This window comes from Pirellulales bacterium (assembly GCA_019636345.1).
Taxonomy (GTDB): domain Bacteria; phylum Planctomycetota; class Planctomycetia; order Pirellulales; family Lacipirellulaceae.
This window is the reverse complement of the sequence record JAHBXQ010000007.1, coordinates 153,601-179,608: the sequence shown is the minus strand read 5'-3', so window position 1 is coordinate 179,608 and position 26,008 is coordinate 153,601. Positions and strand designations below refer to the sequence as shown.

At 66.6% G+C, this 26,008-nt stretch carries 17 protein-coding genes; 9 read left to right on the top strand and 8 right to left on the bottom strand.

Translation table 11 applies throughout. The features are described from left to right. The first annotated feature begins 55 nt into the window (after window positions 1-55). Window positions 56-616 carry a DUF2007 domain-containing protein gene (locus KF688_16380; GenBank protein MBX3427257.1) on the top strand — a complete coding sequence of 187 codons (561 nt, stop codon included), beginning with the start codon at window positions 56-58 and terminating at the stop codon, window positions 614-616. 29 nt (window positions 617-645) lie between these two features. On the opposite strand, the gene KF688_16375 is transcribed toward KF688_16380, so the two are convergent. Together KF688_16375 and KF688_16370 are read right to left on the bottom strand one after the other, a co-directional pair. Beyond that, a complete protein-coding gene (locus tag KF688_16375) occupies window positions 646-1,470 on the bottom strand; it encodes a phospholipase (GenBank protein MBX3427256.1) in 825 nt (274 codons plus the stop codon). 66 nt (window positions 1,471-1,536) lie between these two features. Further along, the gene (locus KF688_16370; protein MBX3427255.1) at window positions 1,537-2,505 is read right to left on the bottom strand and encodes an RsmB/NOP family class I SAM-dependent RNA methyltransferase; all 969 of its coding nucleotides are present in this window, start codon (window positions 2,503-2,505) and stop codon (window positions 1,537-1,539) included. Between the two features lie 206 nt (window positions 2,506-2,711). On the opposite strand from KF688_16370, the gene KF688_16365 reads away from it, so the two are divergent. Then, window positions 2,712-3,140 carry a hypothetical protein gene (locus tag KF688_16365; GenBank protein MBX3427254.1) on the top strand — a complete coding sequence of 143 codons (429 nt, stop codon included), beginning with the start codon at window positions 2,712-2,714 and terminating at the stop codon, window positions 3,138-3,140. Between the two features lie 114 nt (window positions 3,141-3,254). Here KF688_16365 and KF688_16360 read toward each other — a convergent pair whose 3' ends face one another. Further along, window positions 3,255-5,150: a BBP7 family outer membrane beta-barrel protein gene (locus tag KF688_16360; GenBank protein ID MBX3427253.1), complete on the bottom strand. Its 1,896-nt coding sequence runs from the start codon at window positions 5,148-5,150 to the stop codon at window positions 3,255-3,257. Window positions 5,151-5,560: 410 nt separating this feature from the next. On the opposite strand from KF688_16360, the gene KF688_16355 reads away from it, so the two are divergent. Next, complete coding sequence (locus tag KF688_16355) at window positions 5,561-6,187, top strand: sigma-70 family RNA polymerase sigma factor (protein MBX3427252.1); 627 nt, start codon at window positions 5,561-5,563, stop codon at window positions 6,185-6,187. Window positions 6,188-6,212: 25 nt separating this feature from the next. Here the strand turns inward: KF688_16355 and KF688_16350 are convergent, their stop codons facing one another. The 3 genes from KF688_16350 to KF688_16340 are packed head-to-tail and all read right to left on the bottom strand — an operon-like array spanning window position 6,213 to window position 9,304. Continuing rightward, window positions 6,213-7,262: a Gfo/Idh/MocA family oxidoreductase gene (locus KF688_16350; protein ID MBX3427251.1), complete on the bottom strand. Its 1,050-nt coding sequence runs from the start codon at window positions 7,260-7,262 to the stop codon at window positions 6,213-6,215. Between the two features lie 31 nt (window positions 7,263-7,293). Further along, window positions 7,294-8,187 carry a hypothetical protein gene (locus KF688_16345; GenBank protein ID MBX3427250.1) on the bottom strand — a complete coding sequence of 298 codons (894 nt, stop codon included), beginning with the start codon at window positions 8,185-8,187 and terminating at the stop codon, window positions 7,294-7,296. A 34-nt stretch (window positions 8,188-8,221) separates the two neighbouring features. Next, a complete protein-coding gene (locus tag KF688_16340) occupies window positions 8,222-9,304 on the bottom strand; it encodes an anhydro-N-acetylmuramic acid kinase (GenBank protein ID MBX3427249.1) in 1,083 nt (360 codons plus the stop codon). 311 nt (window positions 9,305-9,615) lie between these two features. Between KF688_16340 and KF688_16335 the strand changes: the two genes are divergently transcribed. Both KF688_16335 and KF688_16330 read left to right on the top strand, forming a co-directional pair. Continuing rightward, window positions 9,616-10,809: a DNA-binding transcriptional regulator gene (locus KF688_16335; protein MBX3427248.1), complete on the top strand. Its 1,194-nt coding sequence runs from the start codon at window positions 9,616-9,618 to the stop codon at window positions 10,807-10,809. A gap of 115 nt (window positions 10,810-10,924) precedes the next feature. After that, on the top strand, window positions 10,925-12,799 hold the full coding sequence (locus KF688_16330; GenBank protein MBX3427247.1) for a hypothetical protein: 1,875 nt from the start codon (window positions 10,925-10,927) through the stop codon (window positions 12,797-12,799). Between the two features lie 47 nt (window positions 12,800-12,846). Here KF688_16330 and gyrA read toward each other — a convergent pair whose 3' ends face one another. Both gyrA and KF688_16320 read right to left on the bottom strand, forming a co-directional pair. After that, window positions 12,847-15,453, bottom strand: a complete 2,607-nt coding sequence (gene gyrA, locus KF688_16325; GenBank protein ID MBX3427246.1) for a DNA gyrase subunit A — start codon at window positions 15,451-15,453, stop codon at window positions 12,847-12,849. A gap of 552 nt (window positions 15,454-16,005) precedes the next feature. Then, window positions 16,006-17,820, bottom strand: a complete 1,815-nt coding sequence (locus tag KF688_16320) for an ATP-binding protein (GenBank protein ID MBX3427245.1) — start codon at window positions 17,818-17,820, stop codon at window positions 16,006-16,008. Between the two features lie 126 nt (window positions 17,821-17,946). Between KF688_16320 and KF688_16315 the strand changes: the two genes are divergently transcribed. The 4 genes from KF688_16315 to KF688_16300 all read left to right on the top strand — a co-directional run bounded on the left by KF688_16315 (window position 17,947) and on the right by KF688_16300 (window position 25,164). Beyond that, window positions 17,947-20,658 carry a DEAD/DEAH box helicase gene (locus KF688_16315; protein MBX3427244.1) on the top strand — a complete coding sequence of 904 codons (2,712 nt, stop codon included), beginning with the start codon at window positions 17,947-17,949 and terminating at the stop codon, window positions 20,656-20,658. 404 nt (window positions 20,659-21,062) lie between these two features. Beyond that, a complete protein-coding gene (locus tag KF688_16310; GenBank protein MBX3427243.1) occupies window positions 21,063-22,157 on the top strand; it encodes a DUF1559 domain-containing protein in 1,095 nt (364 codons plus the stop codon). A 710-nt stretch (window positions 22,158-22,867) separates the two neighbouring features. Beyond that, on the top strand, window positions 22,868-24,289 hold the full coding sequence (locus KF688_16305; protein ID MBX3427242.1) for an MBL fold metallo-hydrolase: 1,422 nt from the start codon (window positions 22,868-22,870) through the stop codon (window positions 24,287-24,289). A gap of 56 nt (window positions 24,290-24,345) precedes the next feature. After that, window positions 24,346-25,164 carry a sulfite exporter TauE/SafE family protein gene (locus KF688_16300; GenBank protein ID MBX3427241.1) on the top strand — a complete coding sequence of 273 codons (819 nt, stop codon included), beginning with the start codon at window positions 24,346-24,348 and terminating at the stop codon, window positions 25,162-25,164. The last annotated feature ends 844 nt before the right edge of the window (window positions 25,165-26,008 follow it).

Below are 26,008 nucleotides of genomic sequence, written 5' to 3'. Positions count from 1 at the left end.
GGTCGTAGCGCAGCGAAGCCCCCAGGACGTCAATCGACCGCAGCCTGATCGTCCCATGCCCCAACCGCTTGTCGAGGTCGCCCGCTATGCTTCGCCCGTCGAAGCGGCGCTGGTGCGCGGACTCCTGGAAGAGCAGGGCTTTGTCGTTCGCACTCACGGCGAAGTCGCGGCCGGGACGCTGTGGCACATGGGGCCGGGAGTCGCGGGAGTGCGCCTTCTTGTCACGGCCGACGTCGCCGAGGAAGCCCGCGAACTGATTGAACAGCACGCATCGCGGCCAACCGAGGAAGCCGACGAGCGAGACGGCGGCCCCGACGATGAACTCGACGACGATTTCTCTGAAGACTGGGACGACGACGACCTCGACGAGGACGAAGTCGTTGCGGACCCGCTGCCCGACGAGTTGATCCGCGCTTGGCGAGCTGCGGTCATCGGCATCGGGCTGCTGCCTCCGCTGCTGAGCCTCTACTCGCTGTGGCTCCTGTTCAAGAACGATTTCTTCTCCGAACAGAGTCGCAATTGGCGCATGCCGGCGGCGCTGGCGATCAACGTTCTGGTGATCTCCGCAGTCGTGTGGTTCGGGCTGTACGTCGATTGGCGGTTCTTGCAGTTCTGAGTCGTCCGCGACAACAAGCCGCCGGCGAACTACTTGCGCCGCTGCGCGAACAACCAGTCCCACAGCAAGCGATTCTCCATCGCCGGCGACCAACTGTCGTGGCCGACCCCTTCTAATTCGGTGTAGATCGGCCTGCCGCCGGCCTGCTCGAGCGCCGCGACCATTCGACGCGAATTGGCCGCCGGCACCACCGGGTCGGCGCCGCCGTGAACGACCCAAGTCGGCAAGTCGGCGATGAGCTTCGCCTTGTCGACGTCGCCGCCGCCGCAGATGGGGACGATCGCCGCAAGTTGCTCGTGGCGACGCCACGCAAGGTCCCACGTGCCGTACCCCCCCATCGACAGCCCGGCGACGTAGATCCGCCGAGCGTCGATCGGCAGTTCCTCGATCGCCGCGTCCATGATCCCCATGACCATCTTCATCGCGGGGGCCGGCTCGGGCGCGGCCTGAGGAGGCTGATTCAGATCCAGCCGCTGCGTCCACATCGAACGGGGCGGACCGGGCTCCGTATCGAGCGGGCATTGCGGCACGACCACGAACGCCGGATGCCGAGCACGAAGACCCTCGTCGGCCAGCGGTTCCAGCCAAATGAGCTGCCGGACGTTGTCGTCCCCTCGCTCGCCCATTCCATGCAGAAACACCAACAGGGGATACTCGACCCCCACCGTCACCTCGAGCGGACGCAACAGTCGATAGGGAAGCGTCCCCCCGACGCCGTCGGCAAACGTGCGGGCTTCGGCGGCCGCGACGAGTTCCGGCGACGCTTGGGGAGCCTGAGCAAACGCGGGATCGAGCTGGGTCATCATCGCAACGGCCGTTACAGCGGCCGCCCACAGACAAATGCGGTCAGACATGGCAGGTGCGCTCCTGGAGCGACGATCGTTGGTCGAGGGGACGGCCGCGCCGCGAGAGTCGGTCTCTCAAACAAACGAACGGAGTTTGACGAGCTTGGCGAGAAAAAACGCATCGCAGTCGCCGGTCGGCAGCACGCGGACGCAGCGGGCCAACTCCGCGGGGAACGACTTGCCATGCCACGCGGCGAGCCCCGGTTGCACGTGGTCGACCGGTACGGCAAGCGGCGCCAACTCGACCGCTCCGGCCAACCGCCGCAGCGTGTGGGCGACGACCAGTTCGTTCTCCTCGGGCGCCAGCGCACAGGTGCAGTACAGCACGACGCCCCCTACTTTGACCGCTTCGAGGGCTGAACGCAACAACGCCTTCTGCTTGCGCGAGTTCTCCGCGATCTTGCGCGGGCCCCAATACTGCCAGCTTGTCGGGTCGCGACATTGGAACCGGGCCTCGCTGCTGCACGGGGCGTCGAGCAGCACGCGGTCGAAACGTTCGGGAGTCTTGCGGCCGATCGTCCGGCCGTCGGCGCAATAGGTGTCGACGAACTCGGCGCCGGCTCGCGCCAGATTCTCGCGGAGCGTGAAGAACCGTCCCCGCACCGACTCGACGGCAGCCAGCCGCCCGACGCCCTGCATGAGCGCGGCGAGGTGGAGCGTCTTCCCCCCCGGCGCCGCGGCCAAGTCGAGCACCTCCTCGCCCGGCTGCGGCGCGAGCGCCGGGGCGGCCAGCATGCTGGCGAGCCCCTGGACATAGAACCGCCCCTGGAGGACGGCCGGCGAGGCGGTGAGGAGCGGCTTTTGCTCCGCCGGCAGGGTCGCCCCCTCGGGCAACCAAGCGACCGGCTCAAGCCCGATTCCCGCGGCGCGCAGTTCCGCCAGAACGGCGCGCGGATCCGCGCGCAACGCGTTCACGCGGCCGCTGGGACGCTTGGCGACGGCGAAGCTGCGCAGCACGGCCTCGAACCGCTCGCGCGGCACGATGTTCTGCAACCGCTCGACGAACTCGGCGGGGAGTTGCTGCGTAAGATCAGCGTCGGACATGACGTAGCATTGTCGTCCACGAACCTGCTTGCAGCGAGTGGGGCGGGGGCCCGCATTTCTCCGCAAATTGCCGGTTCAACGTCCCCCCGCGACCCCCGCGTTGACAGCCCCCGGTCGGCTGATTCTACTGGTTTTTCGCTCTTGCCGGGCGGTTCTGCGAGAGTCGCGAGCCGGTCGGCCCGTTTTTCCTGCAAGGTATGTTCACGATGCGCAAGCTTATGTTGTCGTTGGTCGCGCTGGTCGTCGCCGCTGGGGCGACCGACCGCGCCCTGGCCGTCCCGCAGTTTCAGAAGGAGTTCCTGAAGAAGTACGTCGACGAGCACGAAAGCAAGGAATTTCAGGAACTGGTCAAGAAGAAAGCCAAGTGCTGCGTCTGTCACCAAGGGCTCAAAGACAAGCACAACATGAACGCATACGGCGTCGAGCTCGGCAAGTTGCTCGACCGCAAGAAGGACGCCAAGGACGTCGAGAAGATCGTCGCGACGCTGGAGAAGGTCGGCAAGATGCGCTCGAACCCTAAGGACGAGAAGAGTCCCACGTATGCCGAACTGATCGCCGCGGGCAAGCTGCCGGGAGGGGCGCTGGAGGATTTGCTCAAAGAGCCTGAAAAGAAGGACGGCGAGAAGGCCGAGTGAGCGGCGCGCACGCGCAATCCCAAAAGCGATTCAACACCACGAGGTCGCGGCGCCCAGTGCCCCGCGACCTCGTTCGTTTGGCAGTCGCGACCGACGGTCGACGAGCGGCGTCGATCAATACTGGTACAAGAACCCGAGCGTCACGCCCTGGACCCAGAAGTCGGAATCTCGCCACTCGAACCGCGGCCGAGCCGGAATCACCGGGGGCGCGTCGGGGTCGAAGTCGAGGAAATCGGGGTTCACTTCCAGGTCGATCTGCTCGCCGGGCCGGGCCACGCGACTCCAGTAGATGAACGAGTAGCCGACGTTGAACCTCAACCGTTGGGTGATGTCGTACCCCAGCGTCACGCCGATCTCGGGGACCACGGCGAACACGTTGCGATCGTAGACTCCCACGTTCGATGGCTGAGCCAACAACCCGCTGTCTTCCTTGAGCGTTTCGATCGTCGTGCCGCGGTCGCGCAAGGTCGAGCCGCTGATGGCGACCTGCTGCCGATTGTTTCCCAGAGCCATCTTCGTAAGCACGTCGAGTGCCCAGCGGCGATCGCGCCATTCCCATATGAATCCCAGCTCGCCGCCAAAGAATTCGTTGCTCGTCGCAAAGTTGTCGGTCAGCAAGAAAGTCGTGTTGGGCGTGGCTGTTTCTTCCAGGTCCTCGACGATCCGCAGGTTTTCCTTGAGCTGCACCCATCGCACGCCGGCCAGGAAATCGACGTGCCGCGAGCCGCGGGCGAACATCGGGAAGAACGGATCGGCCAGTAGCCCGCCGTGACCGACGGCGCTGCCGCACCCGACGCAGTCGCCGCAATCGGGCCCGCAGCCGGAGACGCAGCACAGGTTTCGTCGCAGCCGAATGCCGGCCGACTGAAACTGGCTCTCCGAATCGACGGTGACGGTCCCCATGATGCCGGGGAACGACACGTCCTCGACCGCGTCGAACCCGGTCGTGGCGTCGATGAACGGCCGGCCGACGATGGGGAAGGTTCCGTTGCCGCCGTCGGTGAATCGTTCGGAGACGTTGCCCAGGCCGAGGTATTCGCCCTCGATCCCCAATTGGCCGTAGTCGTCCAGCCAGTAGCCGAGAATGACTCGGCCGCCGCTCCGATCGCGTTTGAGGATTTCCTCGTTGCCGTAGACGACGAACGCGTTGTCGAAGAAGTCGTCGCCGGGAACGGCGGGGGTGTTGTTGTCATTGACTTCGCCGCGAACCACCAGCGGGGGGATCTGCATCCCCTTGGCCCACATCAGCATGTAGTCGCCGCGGGCGTAGAAGATCGGCCGGGCGCCGAATCCGCAGCCCCCCGGGGGGCAAATCATGCTGCCGCACTGCGGACAGCCCCCGTCCATGTGCATACGATGCGAGTGGAAGTCGAGTCCGTCGTCCAAGTAGAGCGGATCCTCTCCCTCGGGCATGGACAACATTTCGGCGCCCTCTTCGACGACCATCCCGGGAGGGACCGATTCGACGTGCTGCGCAAGCGTCACGCCGCCGAGCGCCGCGGGACGCGAGCCTGCGGTGCGCGGCAAATTGAGTTGACTGGCCAGGAGCGTGTGCCCCGTGTCGCGCAGCACGCCGACCGTCTGCCCCACGTACCGGTCGAGTTCGATCCCGGGGACAGGCTCGACGTATCGCACGATGCCGCCGTAGCGATCGGTCAGGGCGTAGGGGGGATTGCCGTCGGACTGGTCGGGGTTGTGGACGAGCGTCCCCTCGAACCCGCTGCGGCGCAGCGCCTGACTTTGCTTGACTCCCATCGCCCCCGCGGCGGCGTCGGCCAGGGGGTCGGCCGGCGGGCGGTCGGCGAACAGCGAGTCGAGCGCCCGGCCCGCGGCCTTGTCGGCGTCGGTCATTGCGGCGTCGGCCGTGCGGACTCGATCGCGTCGCGAGGGGGTCGCGGCGCCGCGTCCGGCGTTGGTTTGGGCGAACGTCTCGACCCCGGCGCAGGCGAGAATCGCCAGCGCGAGGCTGGGACGAACGAGGCGTAACGAGGCAAATCGATCGAGAAGCATGAAAGGTCCTTCTGGAGCCCGCGCAGGGCCGCCGCAAGGAGGAACGCAACCGCCGCGCACGCACTGTGCGCAGCGTCATCCCGACTGGCGGCGCGGCTTGTAGCAAACCGCAGAACGGCCCCACAAGGGCAATCCCGCGCGGCGCACAGGGCGGTAACGCCCCGGAGATCGGGAGCGGTCCGCTTCGGCCGCCGTTCGTCCCGGGACGAGACGCAACCGATCGGCAAGAGATGCGCCAAAGCAGTCGATCTGTAGGCCAGCGCATCCTGGGGCTGGACTTTCGCCCAGGAAGCTGCCGGCGTGCGTTGCCCGGCGGCTGGCGAACGGCGATACTGGAATTTGCGCCGCCGCGACCTGACGAAGCTAGCGACGCTTGCATCCCGTCGATTGTTCTGAACGGCTCGCCTGCCATGTGGCCCGAAAAAGAAAAAACCGAGCAGCTTCTCGCCGGCGCCCAGCATGGGGACGACGACGCGGTCAACCGGCTGCTCGATCGTCATCGCGAGGCCGTGCGTCGGCTCATCGACCTGCGCATGGATCGCGTGCTCAAACGCCGCGTCGACGCCAGCGACATCGTGCAGGAAGTGATGATCGAGGCGAGTCGCCGCTTGAGCGACTATCTGGCCAATCCGATCATGCCGTTCCACTTGTGGCTGCGGCAAATGGCCAAGGACCGGCTCATCGACGCCCATCGACGGCATCGCCAGACGGCTCGGCGCAGCATGGATCGCGAGCAACCGCTGGTGGCCGCGGCTGGCGACGACTCGTCGGTCGACCTGGTCGCGCAACTCAGCGACGCCGAACTGACCCCCGCTGCGGCTGCGACCTGGAACGAACTGCAGCGCCGCTTCGAGGAGGCGTGCAGCCAACTCGACGATCACGATCAGGAGATCGTCGTCATGCGGCACTTCGAGCATCTTTCGAACAGCGAGGCCGCCGAAGCCCTGGGCCTCTCGGCCCAAGCGGCGAGCATGCGCTACCTGCGCGCAATGCGACGCCTCAGGCAACTCATGGCCGGCGACGAACCGGAAGCGTGACACGGCGCCCCGGCTCGGCGGGACGTCACCCGCGGTCGATGCTGTCGGCGTAGATCGATTCGACGATCGATTGAACCCTCTCGCCGTGGGCGCCGCTGGCGCCGGCGACGCGGCGCGTCGCAACGGCTTCCAGGAAGTCGACGAGTTGGTCGTAGTAGAAGTCAGTCTCGGGGGCGTCGATCCGCTCGTCCGCGACGGCGCCGTCGACCTCGCGAGTCAGGTCGACGTGGTCGCCGAACAGTTCGAAGGCCATCCCCCCGCGATCGCCGAAAAATCCCATCGAGGACGCCGGAACCGACGCTTCGGGAAAGTTGCCGGCCCAGGCGACGTCGAGCGCGAGCGTGGCGCCGCTGACGAATCGGATGAAGGCGTGCGCCGCGTCCTCGACGTCGCACACCCCGTCGTAGTCGGGCGGCCCGGCCCACATGTCCTGGTAAACGTAGTCGCGCATCCACCTGCCGAAGGTCGCGTAGGTCTGTCCCATGACCTCGCGAATCTCGGGATAACCGAGCACGTGCAAAGCGAGATCGACGAGGTGAACCCCGACGTCGATCAAGGCCCCGCCGCCGGCGATCTCCTTGGTCGTGAACCACTTGCCGAGGCCCGGCACGCCGCGACGGAGGCGCAGTTGGGCCCGAGCGTGGTAGATCTCGCCGCACGCTCCCGCGCGAGCGAGACGCTCTGCCGTACGGCCGACGCCGGTGTAGCGATGGACGAACCCGAGCTGCAACACACGGTCGCCGGCCTGCGCAGCGGCGTTGATTCGTCGGCACTCGGCGACGGAGGTCCCCATCGGCTTTTCCAGGAGCACGTCCTTGCCCGCCTCGAGCGCGGCGACGGCCAACTCGGCGTGCCACTTGTTCGGCGCGCCGACGATCACGGCGCCGACGACGGCATCGCCCCACAACGGTTCGGGGCTCGCGAGCGCTTCGGCCCCGCACGTCGCAGCGAGATCTTCGGCGCGTTCTCGACAGGGGTCGACAACCCACCGCACCGCGACGCCGACCTTGCGGGCCGCCTCGGCATGCTTCCGACCGATCGCGCCGGCCCCGATGATTCCAAGATGCGTCGACATGGCGGTCGCCCATTTGCGCCCGTAGGCAAGATTAGAAGACGCCGGGAGCAGCGGAAGGCTTGACCGCGATGAGTTCGCGCCGACCGTCGAGGGGGGCGAATCGTTCCCAGGCCGCCTCGTCGAGCGCCATGTCGAGGATCCGTCGCACCGCAAGGGTCTCGCGCCGATCGACGAGCGGACGCCGCGCGTCGAAAAAGTCGAGGATGCTCGCCGCCGCGTCGATGAACAGCCGGGCGCCGTCGACGGCGATCCGCTCGCTCCCCGAGGCGCTCGACAGGATCGCGCTGAACGGGACCTCGGCCTGCAGATTGAAGTCGATCAGCGCGGTCCGCTCGCCCGAGAACTTCAGCACGAACAGCGGATGATCCGCGGACCCTAGCCGCATCATCTCCTGGACCTCGGGTCCCAGGCAGCTTACGGCGAGTTCGACGGGGTGAATCCCGTACTCGACGAACGAGGTCCCCGACGAGAAGACGACGAGATGCTGGAGCGGCCCCGGCAGCTCGGCGAGCGCCTGCTGAATCGGCGTGCTCCGCAGCGCCGAGGTCGATTGAACGGGCGTGCCGAAAGCGTCGGCCAGATCGAAAATCTCGGCAGCGGTCGCGGCGTCGGGGGCGAAGGTCTTGTCGACGAACGTCGGCTTGCCGAACGGAAAGGTCTGTCGACAGAGCTCGAGGTGAACCTCGGGGTTCGAGGGAGCCAACACCATGAAGCAATCGACGTGCGGGGCCAGTTCCGCAACCGTGGGATAGTAGGTCACGTCCCGCTCGGCGCACCAGTCGCGACTCGCGTCGGCGAGCAGGGCCGTCGCCCCGGCGAGCCGATATCCCCGCGACGCCAGCGGGTCGCGCAGGGCCTTCCGATATACCTCGGCGTGGAAGTTGTCCAGCCGGTAATCGACGAATCCGATTCGACGTGACGACATCTGAGGGAAGCGCCTGGGGGCAACGCCGAGGAGGCTACGGCAGGGTGATGAAACCGGCGCAGTCGGCCGAACGACAGCCGGTGGTTTCGGGCGTGGTGACGGGGAGCCGCCGCACGTGCCGAACGGCCATCCAAGCAAAGCACTCGGCCGCCATGGTGCGGGGGTTGAGTCCGCGCTCGGAGACGTTGCGTACCGTCGGGAAGTGTTCGCCGAGCATGCGAACCAGGACCGGGTGCTCGCTGCCGACGCCGGTGATCCAGAGCAGGGGGGACAACTCGGGAAGCTTCTTCGCCGCGGCGGCGAATGCTTCGACGCTAATCGCGCACAACGTCGCGGCGCCGTCTTCGATGCTCAGGTTCGAGACGTCAATGTGATCGAAGTCATATCGCCCGACCGCCTTGGGTAGCGGACGAGCGAAGAAGGGAGTCTCCAGCGCCTGCCGAACGACCTCGCCATCGACTCGTCCGGCTGACGAGAGGACGCCGTCCATGTCGTGCGGCAGGCCGGCCATCTCCTCGACCCACTCGTTGAGCAGACCAATGCCGGGCCCCGTATCGCCGGCGATGATTTCGTTCTGCTTGCTTAGCCAAGTGACGCTGGCGACCGACGCCAGGTTGAGCATGAGCGCCGGCCGCGGCTCCCGGGCCATGAGCGCCCAATGAAACATCGCCGCCAGCGGGGCGCCCTGGCCCCCGGTCGCCATGTCGTGCCGACGAAAGTCGCTCACCACCGGCAGCCCCGTCGCCTCGGCCAACTGCCACGGGTTGCCGAGCTGAAGGGTGAGACCCTCGGCAGGAAGGTGGCGAATCGTGTGCCCCTGGAACCCAATCAACTGCGCCGCGGCGACGTCGTCGGGGCAGGCCTGCCGCAGCTCGGCGAACGCCGCGGCATGATACGCGGTGAGTTGCTTCTCGAGCCGCAGCATTTCGGTCGTCGGCAGATCGTTGTGAGTCGCCTCGAGAATCCGCCAACGGAGACTCTCGTCGTACGGCAACGAGACGCCCCCGCGGGGGAAAATCTCGTCACGGCCGTCGGTGTCGATGACCGCCGCTTCGACCGCATCTCCAGCCGACGAGCTGATCAGTCCGATGGCACGAGTAAGTTGGGGCGCCGCCACGTCCGGAGTCCTCGCGGGCAAGTCGCAGCAGTCTCGCCGCGTCTGAATCCAGCAGTGTACAGGCGGGGAAACGGCTCCGGTCGACAAAGTGCGATTATTTTTCCATCGTACGCGCAGAGCGGATGGTATGATGGGGGTTTCGTGGGTTATCGATAGCGAGCGGAGCCAAACGAAGCTCAGGGAGCCAAGCGGTCGCGGAGTCGGAGGTTGGCTTGACGCTCGGGTCCGCATCGCTCCGTCAGTCGCTCGGCGAACTCTGCCGCAGTTCCTTCTCCTGTTCCTCAGTCCAGCGTTCCGATCACCCCGACTTTATGCAGCCCGCTCTCCCTGATCGCCGCATCAAGCAGGTGGCCGTTCTGGTCGAGACGGACAACAGTTGGGGCCGCAGCGTCGCCCAGGGGGTGGCTGACTACGCCGCGAAGTTCGGCCCGTGGAAACTGCTGATCGATCCCCGCGACTACGGCCACGGATGGTCGCTGCCCGATCAGTGGCAAGGGGACGGCATCGTCGCCCGGATCAGCACGCCGCTGCAGCTCGAGCAGATTCAGAAAACCGGCCTGCCGGCGGTCAACGTCGACGATTTGTTCAGCGACGTTCCCGGCATGGGCCAAGTGTTGACCGACGAAACGGCTCGGGCCGAGATGGCGCTGGCTCACTTTCGCCAACGGGGGTTTCACTACTTCGGCTACTACGGCCCTCCCAGCAACGAGTACTCGCGCACCCGCGAACGGGCGTTCATTGCCGCGGTCGAAGCGATCGGGTCCCGGTGCTTCGTCTATCGCCCCGGGTATCGGGCCGGGCGACGGATCAGTCGCGAGGAGTTGCACAACCGCACCCAGCGGTGGCTAGCCAATTTGCCGCGGCCGATGGGGATTCTGGCCGTTGACGCCAGTCGCGGTCGGCAGCTCGCCGAGAGCTGCTGGCTGGAAGGGATCAGCGTTCCCGACCAAGCGGCGATCCTCGCTGGCGACACGGACGAATTTCTGTGCCAACTCAGCACGCCGCCCCTGTCGAGCATCTCGGTGGCAAGCCAGCGCATCGGCCACGATGCCGCGGCGATGCTGGCCGAGATGATGCAGGGGGGCCAGCCGCCGGCCGTGGCGGTGCGGATCCCGCCAATTTGCGTCACCGGCAAACAGTCGACCGACATGCTGGCGATCGACGACCAGTTGATCGTCCGCGCGGTGCGGTTCATCCAGGTTCACGCCTACCAGGGGATCGTCGTCGAGGACGTGCTGCGCGAGGTGCCGGTGTCGCGTAGATACCTGGAACTGCAGTTCAAGCGCTACTTCGGCCGATTGCCTGCGGAGGAGATTCGCCGGTTGCGGCTCGATCGGGGGCGGGAGCTGCTCGCCCAAAACGACATGTCGGTCGACGCCGTGGCCGAAGCGTGCGGGTACGCGGGCGCCACGCAGTTCGGCGTCGCGTTTCGCAAACGATTTGGGATGACGCCGCTCGGCTTTCGGAAACACCTGCGGCAAGGAGGCGCCGCGGCAAGCGCGTGACAAGAGCCCCCCCGCGGCGCGAGCCCCAAGGCGAGCGTCGCAGTCATCATAAGCGCCGTTCGGCAGGTGTTCCGGACGCCTGAATTGTCATAGGTCTGTCGAGGCCGAGTCGCACGTGGATCGCATCGCCGCCGCCGATCTCTTCGCCGTCGCTTGGTCGGCCGGTTGGCTCGACGCGGTCGTGGTGTCGGTCTATCTCGGCGCCACGTTCTGGCTGGGGCTGCGGGCCTCCCGCGTGCTGCGCGGCAAGCCGGACAACGAGGAGGACTACTTCCTCGCGGGGCGCAAGGCGCCGGGGTGGATCAACGGCGTCTCCTACGCCGTAACGCTGGTCAACGCCGACGTCGCCCCGGCGTACTGCGGCATGGCCGTCGTCGTCGGGCTGCCGGTCGCGTGGTTTTATATGTCGCGATTCGGGCTGGCGCTTTTGCTGGCGGCGCTGTTGTTCGCGGTGAAGTGGCGGCAACTCGGCATTCGCACGGGCCCCGAGTTCTTCTCGCTGCGGTTCGGCGGACGCAGTTCCCGCGGAGTTCGCATGTACTCGTCGATCTACAGCGTATGCATCGGCACGATCCCTTGGATTGGCGCCGGGCTGTTGGGGGTCCACATGATCTTCGCTCCGCTGTTGGGAATCGAGTCGAAGGCCGTCACGTTGCTGTTGGTGCTGCCAGTGATGGTGAGTTACGTCTGGATCTCGGGCTTCGCCGGAGTGCTGGCGACCGACGTCATGCAGACCGGCGTCATCCTGGCGGCAAACGCGGGAATCCTCGTCGCCGTGCTGTGGGAGTTCGGCGGCCCGACCGGGCTCGCCGCGGCAATCGAGCAGCGCCTTCCCGAACACGCCGCGGAGATCCTCTCGCTGACCCCAGTTCCCGGGCATCGCGTGTTCGGCCCGCTGATCGTCGGCGCGTGGGCGATCGTCTCGACAATCGGCGTGGGGGGAAGCGTGGCGTTCGAGGGACAGCGGATCTTCTCATGCAAATCGGCCCGCGAGGCGGCGACCGTGGGGGTGTGGTGCGAAATCGCCCTGTTCGCGATGCTCGCGCTGCTGACGCTGCCCACGCTCGGCGTGCTTGTTCATCACCCCGAGCTGTATCTGGCTGACCCTGCGGTCCGCGAGACTGCGTACGGATTGCTGCTGGCGGAGTACCTGCCCGCGGGCTTTCTGGGGCTGGCGTTGGCCGCACTGCTGGCCGCCGTCATGTCGACCGTCGCGGGACATATCAACTACGGCTCTCAGACGCTGCTGAACGACGTTTGCCGGCAGATCTGGCCGGAGCTCTCCGACGGCCGCGCCGTCCTGTGGGGCCGACTGCTGACGCTCGTGATTCTGGCACTGTCGATCGCGGTGACGTCGTTCTCCGACTCGCTGGTGGGGATCGCCGTAGTGGTGACGGGGCTGGCGGGGTCGGCGCTCACGTTCAGTTGGGGGCAGTGGTGGTGGTGGCGCGCCAACTTCTGGTCGTGGTGCGCCGCAACGATCGGCGGCCCCGGCATCTACTTCGCGCTCGGCCGCCTGCTGCCGCTGACGGAGTGGTGGCAGACCGAGACGGCCGCCGGCCCCGCGGCCCAGCAAGGGCTCGACATCCTGCTGGCCGTGCTCGCCATGGGGACGACCACGCTCTTGTGGATCGGCGTGGCGCTGGCGACTCCGCCCGAGAGCATGGAGACGCTTCTTGCGTTCTATCGCCGGGCCCGGCCGCTGGGTTTGTGGAAGCCGGTGCGGCTCGCATGGGCTGCGCAATGCGCGCAGAATGCTCCGTCGGAAGCAACCGCGGCGCCGCCGCGACTGGCCATCGTGTCCGGGATCGGCGTGGCCGTCCTCGGCGCCGCGTGGATCGCGCTGGCGACGCTCGCCCTGTCGTCGTTGACGACGGGGATGTACGGCAAGGCCGCGACGCTCACCGCAATGGCCGTGCCGTTGGCGCTCGCGTTTCTCGCGCTGTTCCGCTGGCACGTGAGACGCTTGGAGAGGCAGGAGACACGGTAGTCCCCGCGCCGCATCAGCGTTGGCGTCGGCAGCGACGCCCCGACACGCTACTCCTCCGTCGCTTCCGCCACACCTTCGCCTTCCTCCTTCGGCACGCGGACGACCGCGGCCAGAGCGTCCTCTTCGTCGAGGGTCATGATCTTCACGCCCTGCGTGTTGCGGCCGATGACGCTCACGTCGGCGACGCGGATCCGTTGGATCTTGCCGCGGGCGGTCATCATCAACAATTCCTCGGCGTCGTCGACTCGCACAATGCTGACGACCGGGCCGTTGCGGTCGGTCGTCTTGATGTCGCGCAGGCCCTTGCCGCCGCGGTTTTGGGTGCGGTAGCGGAACGAGCTTGACGCTTCGTCGGTCGCATCCCCCTCGGTGTCTGAAACGTCCGCCTCGGCCGCGTCGTCGGCTGTCGGGACGGCGTTCGGGCCAAAGGGGGTCCGTTTGCCGTAGCCGTTTTCGCAAGCGGTCAGCAACGTCGCGTCAGGATCGGCCACGACCATGCCGACGAGCGAATCCCCCTTGCCGAGATTGATCCCTTTGACGCCGCTCGTGTTGCGGCCCATGGGGCGAGCGTCGCTTTCGTTGAAGCGGATCGCCATGCCGCGGGCCGTGGCCAGCACGACCTCGTCGCCGGGCCCAGTCACGACGACGTCGACCAACTCATCGTCGTCCTTGAGCTTGATGGCGATGATGCCGGTCTTCATCGGCCGACCATACGCGGCCAGCGGGGTCTTCTTCACGAGCCCCTTGCGGGTAGCCATCATCAGGTGATGGTCGGGGAGCGAGAAGTCGCGGATCGCTCGGCAGTCGGCGATCTTTTCCCCCTCGTCCAGGTTGAGCAGATTGACCACCGCGCGGCCCTTGGCGTCGCGAGCCAGGGCCGGCAGGTTGTAGACCTTTTGCCAGTACACCTTCCCCTTGTTCGTGAAGAACAACAGGTAGTCGTGCGTGCTGGTGACGAACAGATGCTCGACCGGATCGTCGTCGTCGACCTTGGCGCCCTTGATTCCCTTGCCGCCGCGGCGCTGGGCCTGATAGACGCTCGCGGGGGTGCGCTTGACGTAACCCTGGTGGCTGATCGAGACGACCATCGTCTCCTCCTCGATCAGATCCTCAAGATCGACCTCGCCCACTTCCTCGTCGCTGATTTCGGTCCGGCGGGCGTCGGCGTGCTTGCGGATCAACTCCTCGCAATCCTCGCGGATCATCGCGTTGATCTTCGCGGGGTCGGCGAGGATCGCCAGGTATTCTCCGATCTCGACGAGCAGCTTGTTGTGCTCGTCCGCCAGTTTCTCCTGTTCGAGATTGACGAGCTGTCCCAGCGTCATCCGCAGGATCGCGTCGGCTTGCACGGGGGTCAGCGAGTACTCCTCGGCCACGCCGCGCTCGGACTGGAACTGGGCGTATCCCTCGTCTCCCAACGCACGCTGCAGCATCGCCCCCGGGGTCTTGATCTCCATGAGGCGCTCTTTGGCCTCGGCCTGCGTCTTGCTGGCGCGGATGACGCGGATCACTTCGTCGATGTTCGCGTGCGCCAGCAGCAGGCCCTGCACGGTATGCTTGCGCTTGCGGGCGCGGGCCAGCAGGAACTGAGTCCGCCGGCGAATGACCGTGACGCGATGACGCAGAAACTCGGCCAGCATCTCCTTGAGATTCAGGACCCGCGGTTTGCCGTCGACCAAAGCCAGCAGGATGATCGAAAACGAATCCTGCAGCGTCGAGAACTTGTAGAGCTGGTTGAGCACGATGTCGGGATCCGCGTCGCGCTTCAGGTCGACGACGATCCGCACCGGCTCCTTGAGATCGCTCTCGTCGCGAACGTCGGCGATTCCCGGGATCTTGCCTTCGCTCGCCAGGGCGGCGATCTTCTTGATCACCGGGTCGCGGGCCTGCTGGTACGGGATTTCGTGAACGATGATCCGCGTGCGCTTGCCGCTCTCGTCGATGCTGGTCCGCGCGCGGACGACCACCGTGCTGCGCCCCGTCTGGTAGCCCTTCAAGATTCCCGAGCGGCCGCAGATGACGCCCCCCGTGGGAAAGTCGGGCCCGGGGATGTGACGCATCAGGTCGTGGACGCTCGCCTCGGGGTTGTCGAGCAGTTCGATCAATCCGCGGCAAACCTCGGCCAAGTTGTGCGGCGGGATGCTCGTGGCCATGCCGACCGCGATTCCCCCCGAACCGTTGACCATGAGATTCGGGAACTTCGACGGCAGCACCGTCGGCTCCAGATGACGTTCGTCGTACGTGGGGACGAAGTCGACCGTGTCGAGCTTGAGGTCCTCGAGCAACAGCGCCGCAAACGGCGACAGCCGAGCCTCGGTATACCGCATGGCCGCGGCGGGCAGGCCGGCGATCGAGCCGAAGTTCCCCTGCTTGTCAATCAGCAGGGCCCGCATGTTCCACTCCTGAGCCATGCGGACCAGGGTGGGATAAATGACGCTTTCGCCGTGCGGATGGTAGTTGCCGCTCGTGTCGCCGGAGATCTTGGCGCACTTCACCCGTCCCGCCCCGGGCGACAGGTTCAGGTCGTTCATGGCGACCAGGATTCGCCGCTGCGACGGCTTAAGCCCGTCGCGTACGTCGGGCAGCGCCCGGCTCACGATGACGCTCATCGCGTACGTGAGGTAGCTGTCCTTCAGTTCGTCCTCGATCGGCAGATCGATCAGCCGGGCGGCGATCGCCGCGACCTCGGGGTCCTGCCCCGGAACTTCGGAGGCGCCTTGGTCGTTGGGACCGTCTGTCGACACGGCAAAATCCTTTCAAGCGAGCGGCAGCCCTGTCGGACCCGCCGCGAAGGGCGCCGCAAGAAGACGCCCCGGCCAGCCGCGACCATCGGGAGGGTCGCAAGCAGAAGCAGCAAAACGCCTGATTTTACCGGGTCGAGCCCCCCCTCACAACGGGTCGAAAACCGTGGCAGTGTCCTACGATTGTGTTGCTCTGGCCCCCAAGCCCGCGGCTACCGGCGGGAGCGAACCCCCCGGATGCTGTCCAACTCGCTTGGGACAGTTGTCCGACGCTGCACGGGCCGCTTCCGTCTGATGGAGATTCGAGTTGATTGCGAATCGCCGGCGCGCCGTCGACGTTGGCGATCGACTCGTCCGCCGCGGCGAGGCCCGACGTCTGCGCCAGATTCCGCACCAACCGCCTGATCGTCGCGCAAGCAGCGGCAGCGGGGACCGGCCAAAGTCGCCCCGTTCCGACGCCCCGACTCACCGCAGGGATTCTTCTGTGTAGAGCGACAGTTCGATCATCCGCTCGAGCAATTCTTCGGGGGCGTAGCCGGGGAAGTTATGGAGGACCAACTCCTTCGCAAACAGCCGGCAAAGGTAGCGGAGCTTGGTCGACTTGGCCCGGGACGCGTAGACGAAGTCGCGGTGGCCGTTGTTGACGACGACCACGTTTTGGGCGACGTCGTAGCGCGAGCGCCACAGCTCGCCGGGTCGCTTCTCGAACGTGTATTCCGGCAGGCCGCGGCGAGTGTCCGACTTGGGCCGCTCCGGCAGCAACGAATCGGTGACGGTGACGAGCGATTGCGCTTCGGCCGTTCGCGCAGCTTGGCTCGCGACGACGGCGACGCGAACGAATTGCGGCTCCTGCGGTGCGGCGAGCGTGACGAACTCCCCCTCCGTTTCGCTCAGCGCGGCTTCCCCCTCGACGATCCGCCACGCAAACGTCAGATCAGCGTCGACTTGGCGACCGCCGCCATCCCGGGCGAGCGCGTGAAGACGCTTCGACTGGCCGATCGAGACGACGCACGCCGCGGGGGCGATCTGCACCTTGTGGAGCGGGCCGGGATGCTCGAAGAACTCGCGTTGGACGGGGGGATTGTCGTCGATGGCGGCGCCGTCGACCGAGGCCGCGTCGTCCGCCAAGTCGTTGGAACCGCCGCGCCCGGTGCGCGACCCGCGGCCTGCGCGTTCACGGTCGACGTCGAACCAGTCGTAGTCCTCGCGCGGCAACGCCAACAGGGCCTCCCGGAACGCCCGCTGGATGGCTTGCAGCGTAGTGCGATTGGTCCGCTCTTCCGCGGCGCGGCGTTGTTGTTCAATCAACTCCCCGAGCGCGTGTTCCAACGGCGCGAGCGCCTCGATGAGCGCCGCAAACCGCTCGTCCCGAATGACGCCCAACCGTGTGCCCGGCGTGAGATTCAGAAACGGAGCGTCGAGAACCCCTTGCACGACGCCGCTCGTCCACGGCGGGCGGTCCAGTTCCGGGAACTCGGCGAGGCTCTCCACGACGCGCGTCCCGGAGCGGTACAAGCCGACGCGGTTTCCGACGTCGGAATCAGCCAGATAGAGTTCGACGTACACGTCGCCGAACTGCGCGACGGGACTGGGCAGTTGGTGGAGCAACTGCCCTGAGAACTCGCGAGACTGGACGCGGTACTCGGCCCGCGCCTGCCGGTCGACGATGACGATCTCGACGCCGCTGCGGCGGATGCGGTCGCGCAACTCGGAGGCCAAGTACCACTGCAGTTTTTCGCCGCTGAATTGCCGGATGCCGGCCAGCAGCGGCCGGATCGTCAATTCAACTCCGACTTGCGGGACGAGACGGCGCAGCTTGGTCACCGTGTAGTTCGGATCGTCCCGGGCCATTCGCATTTCGTAGGTCTGTGCGTCGTCGCCGGCCGAGATCATGCTGAGCGTCTCGCCGACCGTCCAGAAACTCAACAGCCCGATGCCGAACTCGCCCTGCACCCCTTGGATGCCGCGGGCCTTGAGCCGCCGCTTGAGCGAGTCGCAAATGTGCGTGGCAACGTGCTTGAAATTGGGCCGGCCGTCGTCGTCGAGCGGCACGCCTTCGCCGTCGTCGATGACCTTGAGGTAAGCCTGCCCCCGCTCGCGGCCGCGGACGACTGTAATCGTCCGGGCGCCGGCGTCGATCGAGTTTTCGATCAGCTCGGCGACCGCCTTGAGCGGGTTCGACTGCGACAACGCGATGATATGGATGGCGTTCCAATCGTCGCCGATGCGCAACCGGCCCGTGCCGTCGCGCCGGGTCGAGCGTTTGGAAGAGGCGGACATGGCGGTGACCCTACGGGGGGGCGCCGGCGCACGGATTGGCGGAACGCGATTGTCTGGCCGGGGCCAACGGCTAAGCTAACCGGTGACTCGCCGGATTGCATCCCCCGTCGCACGGAGGCCCTGACCATGACCACCAAGCCGAGCCACCGGCTCACATTGCGGGATCGTTTGTCGCGGCTCGATTTCACGACGGCCTGCAAGCTGCTCGGGCCCCAAGGCCGACGGCTGATTCAGCGCGGCGGCCAGTACGAGATTCCGCTCGACGAGCACGTCCTGCTTGCGGGCGACCTGTTTCGCGTCAGCTTTCCCGACGCGACCGTCACGATCACGCTTATGGCCGACGCCCGGCAGCGGTTGCACTGGAACTGCACCGCCTGCGACGCGCCATGCGAACATGCGGGGGCGTCGTTCTCGCTGATCCTGGAAGAGAAGACGGCCCTCGGTCTGGCCGCGCCCCCCAAAGAGCGAATTCCGGTCGAGAGCCTGAGCGAGGAGGCGCTCATCGCCCGCGCGCTGGGAGAACGGGACGAACGGGCTCGCAAAGAGAAGTTTCGGGTGAAGTCCAGCGCCCCGGCACGGCCGTGGAGCGACTACGTCGTCACCAGCGCCGCCTCCGGTCGGACGTATCGGGTCGTCCTTCGCGGGGGCGAACGGGGGACGTCGTACTGCTCCTGCCCCGACTTTCGGACGAACACGCTCGGCACGTGCAAGCACATCCTGCACGTGCTGCGAAAGGCCAAGGCCAAGTTTTCGGCCGCGGCGCTGCGGCGCCCCTGCCAACGTCGCGAATTGACGGTCCGCCTCGTGTGCGGCGAAACGCTGGCGTTGCGAATGGACGCCCCGCACAAACTTGAGGCGGAGGCGGCGCGGATCGTCGGGCCCGTGACCGACCGCGAGCTGACGGACGTCCACGACGTCGTGCGGCGGCTGACGCGGCTGGAGCGGCTCGGGCAGCCCGTGGTCGTCTATCCCGACGCCGAGGAGTTCATCCAACGCCGGTTGTTCCAGTCGCGAATGGAAACGCTCGTGGCGGAGATTCGTCGCGACCCGGCGCGTCATCCCTTGCGGCGCGACTTGCTGAAAGTCGAGCTGCTCCCCTACCAACTCGACGGCGTCGCGTTCGCGGCGGGCGCCGGTCGAGCGATCCTCGCCGACGACATGGGGCTCGGCAAAACGATTCAGGGGGTCGGCGTCGCGGAATTCTTGGCCCGCGAAGCGGACGTGCGTCGCGTGTTGGTCGTGTGCCCCACGTCGGTGAAGTCGCAATGGCGGGCCGAGATCGGCCGCTTTTCCGACCGCTCGTGCCAGCTCGTGTCGGGCGCCGCGGCCGAGCGGCCCGCCCAGTACCGGGGGAACGCGTTCTTTACGATCTGCAACTACGAACAGGTCGTCCGCGACATGCCGACGATCGAGTCCGTCGCATGGGACCTCGTCATCCTCGACGAAGGCCAGCGGATCAAGAACTGGGAAGCCAAGACGACCAACGTCGTCAAACGGCTGCAGAGCACGTTCGCCCTGGTGCTGTCGGGCACGCCGCTGGAGAACCGGCTCGACGACCTGTACAGCATCGTCCAGTTCGTCGACGACCGGCGACTCGGGCCGGCGTTCCGCTTTTTCAACCGTCATCGCGTCGTCGACGAGAAGGGCAAGGTCCTCGGCTACAAGCACCTCGACCATCTGCGGCGGACGCTGGCGCCGATCCTGTTGCGACGGACCCGCGCCGACGTCCTGACGCAACTTCCCGAACGGACGACGGAAATCGTCCGCGTCGCCCCCACCGACGAACAATCGGACATTCATCGCGGGCAGATGCAGATCGTCGCCTCGATCGTCGCCAAGTCGTTCATCAGCGAGATGGATCTGTTGCGCCTGCGACAGGCCCTGCTCATGTGCCGCATGGCGGCCGACAGCACCTGTCTCTGCACGAAGGATCCCCCCGGCTATTCGAGCAAGTTGGAGCGGCTCGAGGAGCTGTGCTCGCAACTGTTCGCCGAACCCGCCCGCAAGGCCGTTCTGTTTTCGGAATGGACGACCATGCTGTCGCTGATCGAGAAGCACGTCCTGAAGCCGCAGAAGCTGCGCTACGTGCGACTCGACGGCAGCGTGCCGCAAAAACAACGTCAGGGCTTGGTCGAGGAGTTTCAGACCGACCCCCGGTGCCGGCTGTTCATCACCACCAACGCGGGTTCTACGGGTCTGAATCTGCAGGCCGCCAATACGGTGATCAACGTCGACTTGCCCTGGAACCCGGCCGTCCTCGAACAACGAATCGCCCGCGCCCATCGCATGGGACAAAAGCACCCTGTCGAAGCGTACTTGCTGGTCACCGAAGGCACGATCGAGGAGCAACTTTTGCAGACGTTGTCGGCCAAGAAGGATCTCGCCCTGGCGGCGCTCGATATCGAGTCCGACGTCAGCGAAGTCTCGCTGGTCAGCGGGGCGGAAGAGCTGCGCAGCCGGTTGGAGGTGCTGTTGGGCGCAAAGGCCGAGGCTGGCCTCGACGCGAGCCAATGGTCGTCCGTCGCGGCCTCGCCGGCGTCCGCGTCTCGGGAGTCGCTCGCAACGATCAGCGAGGCCCGACGCAATCGCGTCGCCGCCGCCGGGGGCGAACTGCTCGGGGCGGCGCTGCAGTTTCTCGGCGAGCTGGTCGCCCAGGACGAGCGCGCCGCCGCGGCGCCTCCTCGCATGGTCGACGAACTCCGCAATCGCTTGGCCGGTTGCGTCGAGGAGGACGACGCGGGCCGACAGCGGCTGACCGTCACTCTGCCCAACCGAGATGCGCTCGACCAACTCGCCGGCACGCTGGCGAAACTCCTGGCGACGTCCGTCGAGGAATAGTGCGGCCAGGGCGCGAGGGACGCGCCCTGGGGGAGACAGTTTCCCGCAACACCCGCAATCTGGGCCCGGTTGGTTCAGCAACAATCGTGACCTCGCAGCCCCGAGCGAAGCGTCGCTCGGCGGCTCCGCGCCAACGCCCCCGGCAACGACGACCGAGGGGGGCGGATTCAACGGACCAAAACCCGCAAATCAGTGACTTGTTTTCGCTAGACGGCCGCATGTCTCTTGCATTACGACGTTCTTCGCCCGGTACAATGCAGTATTCGCTGCTTAACAGCCCCGCCTCGCGGCGAACGGGCCGGGCTGCGCGCGACCGCAGGCTGGGAGCCGCCCCGTCGCCTGCCCGGCGAACGGGGCGTCGCGGTCGCCATGCACGCCGCTCTTCTCTCCTCAGGAATCCTGAAATGCGATCCATCGAGACGGCCCCGAGTCGCAAGTCGCGCACGTCCGGACCCGACCGCCGGCGGGCGTTTACGCTCGTCGAGCTGTTGGTCGTCATTGCGATCATCGGCGTGCTGGTGGCCCTCTTGCTGCCGGCGATCCAGGCGGCGCGCGAGGCCGCGCGGCGGACTGATTGCATCAATCGCCTGCGCCAGCTCGCCCTCGCCGCGCACAACTACGAGTCGGCGTTGGGCGTGTTGCCGCCGCATGGCGACGTCCGGTTGGTCAACAACGAGGACGTCGGGGCGCTCAGCGCTTTGGCGCGGATTCTCCCCTACATGGAGAACAAGGCGGTCCACGACTTGGTCGATCAGAACGCTCACTGGCGGTCGCCGACCAACCGCACGGCGCTGCGCACCCCGCTGCCGTTCCTCCGCTGCCCCAGCGGTCCTGAACTGCAAAAGACCTACATCAACGGACGCGATACGGGGGCCGTCGAGGAGACGGCGCTCATGTCGCACTACGTCGGCAATCTCGGCGCCTTGCCCGCGCGCTGCAGCGGCGGGGGAGGGGGACGGACGCCGGTGGCCCTCCCGTATCCGGACTCGACGTATGAATTCTACAGTTGCCACGACGATCCGGCGCCGGGGACGACCTCGCCGCCCCCCGTGACGGACCCGGGCGCCGCCCCGGGAAGCGGCGGCTGCGCCGTCAACGGCACGATCTTTCCCATCAGCAAGCTGCCGCTCGGGAAGATCGCCGACGGCACGAGCAACACGCTCCTGTTCGGAGAGCTGTCGTGGGACGCCGGACCGCAGGAACCGTGGATCGTCGGCAGCACCAGTCGCAATCGCGACGCCGTCTCCAGTTCGCACGGCGTGCTGTACAACGCGAAGAACGTTCGTTACGCCCCCAACGAGCGGCGCTTCCTCGACGCGTTCGACAAGGTCGAGGCGCTCAACTCGAACATGAGCCTGGGGAGCAATCATCCGGGCGGCGTGCACGTGGCCATGTGCGACGGATCGACGCTGTTCGTCTCGAACGACGTCGACGTCGCGGGGGTGTTCCGCCCGATGGCGAGTCGCAACTCGGGAGAAACGTTCGCCCTGCCGCGCTAGCGGGCGAACGGCCCTCATTGAGCCGGCGGGGCGGGCCCAGTCGGCGCTCAAGGGGCTTCAGCGCGTCGGGCCATCGACCGCTTAGTGCTCGTCTTGACGACGCCGACGGGCACATGCTGGCTCGGTCCGGGCGGGGTCGCCACGATCGAGCATCTCCACGCCGACGGCACGGCGACCTCGCCGAGCGGCAACCGCGCCCCGCGAACTCGGCGGCGGACGAGGAATCAGTCCAGGCGGCAAAGAGAATCCCAGAATTATTCAATTGACATGTCGCAATGTTGCGATATATTTGAGTAATAGAGGACGCCCGTGGTTGCGACCATGGTCCGACTCACTGACCTGAACGACCTCGATCAAGCGGCGGAGCGCTTGCGGACGTTGACCCAGCCGCATCGCCTGCGGATGGGTCAAATGGTCCTGCGGCGTTGCTGCAGCGTCGGCGAACTGGCCGAGGCGTGCGCGTCGCCGGGGCCTATGTCCTCGAAGCGCTTGCGGTTGATGCACCACGGCGGCCGCCTCGTCAGCGAGAGAGCGGGGCGGAGGTCGTGCTTTCGCGTCGCCGATGCGCACCTTCCGAGCGCCTGCGCTGCGTCGAGACTCGGTGCGGCGTCAGGGATGCAACTCGCTCGTGCTTCCGCCGCCAGTCCCTTCGTTTCGTCCCTCTCCCGATCCCGTAGATCCGCATGGGAGCCCTTCCAAGGAACCACGCCATGTTGCTGAAGTACTTCTACGATCAGGCCCTCGCCCACGCCTCTTACCTGGTGGGCTGTCAAAAGACCGGCGAAGCGATCGTCGTCGATCCGGGTCGCGACGTCGAACCCTACCTGCAAGCCGCCCAAGCGGAGGGCCTGCGGATCGTCGCCGCGACGGAAACGCACATTCACGCCGACTTCGTCTCCGGCTCGCGAGAACTCGCCGACCGCGTCGGCGCTCGGCTCTACCTCTCGGACGAAGGCCCGGCGGATTGGAAGTACGCCTACGCCTCTCAGTACGACGCCAAGCTCGTAAAGGAGGGGGATGCGATCTTCGTGGGAAACGTGAAGCTCGCCGTACTCAGCACGCCGGGACACACGCCTGAGAGCATTTCGTTCCTGCTGACCGACGAAGGGGGCGGGGCGACCGCGCCGATGGGGATCTTCACCGGCGACTTCGTGTTCGTCGGGTCGATCGGCCGGCCCGATTTGTTGGAGACGGCCGCGGGGGTCGTCGGCAGCGCCGAGGCGGGCGCGCGACAACTGTACCGCTCGATGCGGCGATTTCGCGAGTTGCCGGATCACCTGCAAGTCTGGCCCGCCCACGGCGCCGGGAGCGCCTGCGGCAAGGGGTTGGGCGCGATCCCCTCCAGCACCGTCGGCTACGAGAAGCTCTTCAATCCCGCCCTGCAGTTCGACGACGAGCAGGAATTCGTCGACTACATCCTCGCCGACCAACCGGAGACCCCCTTCTACTTCGCAGTCATGAAGCGGGTCAACAAACTCGGTCCGGAACTGACGAAGAACCTGCCTCCCGTGCCCGCCGTCGACCCGCAGCAACTGATCCCGACGGCCGCGGAACGCTTGGTGATCGACGATTCGACGGCCGCCGAGTTCGGCGCGGGGCACGTCCCGCACACGATCAACGTGCCGGCGGCGAGTCTCGTTCAATGGGCCGGGTTCTTCGTCGACTACGACCAGCCCACGTACCTGATCACGAGCGAGGCGTCGCTCCCCAACCGCCTTCGCAGCCTCCGTTCGATCGGCATCGACAACGTCGTCGGCTATTTCGAGGCGGCGGCCGTCAAGGCGGGCGGCCTGCGAACGCAAGACTATCGCACGGCGGCGCCGCGCGACCTGGCGGCCGCGATCGACGCCGGTGACGTCGCGCTCCTCGACGTGCGGGCGGCGACGGAGTTCCGCGAGGGTCGGATCCCGGGAGCCGAGCACCGCTTCCTGGGAACCCTCCTGCGGAGTCTGGACGCGCTCCCCCGCGACCGCCCGGTCGTCGCGCAATGTCTCGGCGGCGGCCGCTCGGCGATCGCCGTCAGCATCCTGCAGCGCGCCGGCTTCGACGTGGTCAACATGCAAGGGGGTTACCGCGCGTGGGTCGCCGCCGGGCTGCCCGTCGTCCGCGACGAGGTCGCCGTCGTCGCGTAATTGTCGCCCCCCGTCCGCGTGCGGACCGAAACCGCAACACAAGGCGAGCCATAACGATGACCCTGTCTGCCTTGGCGTTTGGCGCCATCGTGGGGCTCTCGCTCGGGCTGACCGGGGGGGGCGGAGCGATCTTCGCCGTCCCCTTGCTCGTCTACGGCCTGGGAGTCGAACCGCGCCAGGCGGTCGGCGTGTCCCTGGCGGCGGTGGGGACGACCGCGGCAATCGGATTTTTGGGGCGGCGGCGAATCGGTCAGGCGGAACTCCCCACCGGCCTGCTCTTCGCCGGCGCCGGAATGGTCGGCGCGCCGATCGGATCGTGGATCTCGGGCATGATTCCGGAGACTTGGTTGCTGTCGTCGTTCGCCCTCCTGATGCTCGTCGTCGCCGCGCGAATGTGGCGCGCGGCGGGAATGCGAAGCGCGGGAGCGACGCGCCTAGCCGCCGCCGACGACGACGGACCGACGTGTCGCCGCGACGCCGCGGGGACGCTTCGTTTGACGTCCCCCTGCGCCGCCTTGCTGACGACGGTCGGCGTTCTGAGCGGCGTTCTCTCCGGTCTCTACGGCGTGGGAGGGGGATTCGTCATCGTCCCTGCGCTGGTGATGTTCAGCGGCATGGCGATCCATCGAGCGGTCGGTACGTCGCTGTTGGTGATCGCGCTGGTGAGCGGGGCCGGCGTCGTCTCGCACTGTTGGGCCGGCCGCGCGATCCCGCTGGAAACGACGGCGCTGTTCGTCCTGGGCGGCCTCGGCGGCATGCGCGCCGGCTCGGCCCTGGGCAGACGAATCTCCGGCCCTGCGCTGCAGCGCGGGTTCGCCGGAGCCATTGTCGCCGTGGCGCTCTTCGTGGCCGTCAGGACGACGATGCCCTTCTGACGATCCTGGCGCGCATGGCCCCTCTGGAGATTCCAGATGTCAGCCTCCCACCCGCAAGTCTCGACAAGACGTTTTGTCTGGGGAACCTGAGCAAAGCCGAATCCATCCTGCTGGTTTTCTCAAGGAAGTTCGATCGAAAGGCGGTGCAGCGATCGATGGATTCCACGAGGTCATATGGCCTGCCCCAAAGACTTGAGCCGCACAGGTATATGTATGAGAGTACGGTTTGGGTCATCAGGCGCCCCCGTGTAGCGAAGCCGTCGCTGTAGGCGTAGCCGAATGCGGCTGCGGAGCGGCGTGGGGCAACGGGCTGCGAACTCCGTGGAGCGACGCACCCCAGAGAACTGTGCGACCGGTTGTGGCTGTAGTCGTCTCTCCAAGCGACCCCGAGCATTCTGGCAGCGAGCGATGCCAGATGTTCCGCAAGGCCGTTGTCAGCTAAGAGCTAGCTTGGCGATCTCCCACGCCTCTCGCGGCGGACCAGACCACCAGGCCGCTCCGCCAAGCCATTCACTTCAAGTACCTCTGGCCGTCGTAAACAGGAAGGGCAGCAGGCCCTGTCGCCGGCCCGACGTCGCGGTCTGCCGCAATCAAACACCACGCCAGGTTCTTGCTTCAATCGCTTACGCTCGCCCATTCGGGAGCAATCGCTTCTTTTGCGGCAATTTGGGTATAGTTTCCTCATTCTGCCCGCTCAGATCTCTTTTGACGCGTGGCTTCGCCGCCAGTACATTGTTCGGGGGCGCAGTGACTGGTCTGCCTCGCCTGGAACGTGCTTAGTCGGTTCGGACGAAGTCGAGTACGACGAAGAATCGCGTTCTCCGTCTCGCAACGCAGGCCGATA